We start from the raw sequence: 1,828 nt of genomic DNA on the forward strand, positions 1-1,828 counted from the left end.
CCAGTAAAAAATCGTTATAAAACTCACTACGTTAGGATGTTTATCAACCAGCGCAACATTCCCCACCAATTTCGCGCCGGCATCTTTGAGCAGATGCCGTACCCGTACAAATGCATTTATCCACATATTCCTGGCAGCACTTATGGTGATTACCGGCGTATCCTTTAGTAAAGCCTTGAACGCTGTGTTTTGCAATAGGGAACTACTCGGAATACTGGGAGATAAAAACCAGGGTTGATAACCTAAAATAATCAGATCATAAGCCTGTTCCTTTACGTTCAGCGGCTCCAATGCTTCGGGAATGCCCAGCACACAGGAAGGCATCACCGAAAAAAAGCCTTTCCCTGTCCAGGGGAAATTGTAATCAGCAAGGGGCCTGATCGCCACTTTTTCAACCCTGGCACCTGCTTCGGCCAATGGCGCGGTAAAGGTCTCCATGATTTCAGCCATCTGGCCCGACTGCGTGTAATAAATCGCCAATATTTTTTGCTGCATCTGCACTTAAGGTTGAAAATTTGCTGCTTGAAGTACTTTTGAATTTTTGCAATAGTCAAGGATCGCTTGCCGTAAAACCAGCGGTAGATTTTTGAAATTTTTTTCAATAATCAGCTTATCGTTAGCGATGTCTGTATGATATTTTACGATTTTTGGGGCGTGTTCTTCAATTGCGAGCCTGAGAAAATGAAATTCTGTATTCTCCTTGTCAGCCAGCAAAGCCGTTTCCAGTTGGATCCGCCCTTCTTTAAAAAATTTTAATCTTTGTTTGGGTTTTGCCAGCAAACCGGCTTTCTTCATTAATAAAGCGCCCATATATCCTGTTGCCAGGTTCGTTTGTGCCCACGCTACCTTTGCTAATTCCTGATTAACGGCATCGAGATCTCCTGACGCCATCACCTCATAAAACACTGATTTATCAAATTTGGGCTGTGCGGCGCCTGTTTTAAAAAAAACCGGCCCCACCAGGAGTGTCCATACGACTAAAATTTTCCATTTTATCCAAATATTCATAGCAATCAATCCCTGTAAAACATCCTATTTTACCCGCTATAGGCCTGAAATGGGCATATATGTTAAAATATATACTGTTTATTATATATCTGTAACATATTACTCCGGAAATTGTTAGGAGATACAACAGGCAAATGCAAGAAATAGATTTTCAAGGCGCCTGGAATATTTTTTATGCACATGCAGCCCTGAGGGTTGATATAGAAAACGGTAAAGTTTGGAGTATATAAAGGGAATTTAAATGGAAAAGACAGCACAATTTTCAGGGTTATGGGCGGTTATATTAGGAGGATCGAGCGGTTTTGGCTTTGCTACCGTAGAAAAATTGGCCTTGCACGGCATGAATGTGGCCGTTTTGTACCGGGAAACCGCAGCCGCCGAAAAATTGCTTAAGCAAAAGTTTATAAAAATTGCCGCATCCAACGCCACAACTATCTTATCCTATAATATCAATGCGCTTGACAAGGACGGGCAAGCCATATTTATCAAAGAATTTACGGTACAGGCTGGTACCCAAAGTGTGAAATTACTGCTCCATAGCATTGCAAGAGGGAATTTAAAGCCCCTGGCAATCAACCAAACTGCAATTTCGGCTGCCGGCGATTTAGTAGAGGCAGGCGATGTTTATAATGTACTATCCATTGACGATATTCAGCTAACGGCTTATGCGATGAGTACCAGCCTGCTTGACTGGACCCGGTTACTGTTAAATGCTGATCTGTTTCACACCGATGGCCGCATCATTGGCCTTACCAGTGAAGGTGCCCATAAATATTGGGAGGGCTATGCAGCGGTTTCCATTGCCAAAGCTTCTTTAGAA

Annotated in this window: 2 protein-coding genes and 1 pseudogene; 1 reads left to right on the forward strand and 2 read right to left on the reverse strand. The window is 42.8% G+C overall.

Translation table 11 applies throughout. The annotated features are described in order from the left end of the window. Positions 1 to 495: pseudogene (locus tag QZY09_RS23110) on the reverse strand (hypothetical protein); the annotation flags it as partial. Positions 496 to 501: 6 nt separating this feature from the next. Beyond that, complete coding sequence (locus tag QZY09_RS23115) at positions 502 to 1,008, reverse strand: hypothetical protein (RefSeq protein WP_295676655.1); 507 nt, start codon at positions 1,006 to 1,008, stop codon at positions 502 to 504. Between the two features lie 241 nt (positions 1,009 to 1,249). Here QZY09_RS23115 and QZY09_RS23120 point away from each other — a divergent pair. Continuing rightward, on the forward strand, positions 1,250 to 1,828 hold a 579-nt coding region (locus tag QZY09_RS23120; protein ID WP_295676657.1), incomplete at its 3' end, for an SDR family oxidoreductase.

The organism is uncultured Mucilaginibacter sp. (genome assembly GCF_903913935.1).
In the GTDB taxonomy this organism is placed as follows: Bacteria; Bacteroidota; Bacteroidia; order Sphingobacteriales; family Sphingobacteriaceae; genus Mucilaginibacter.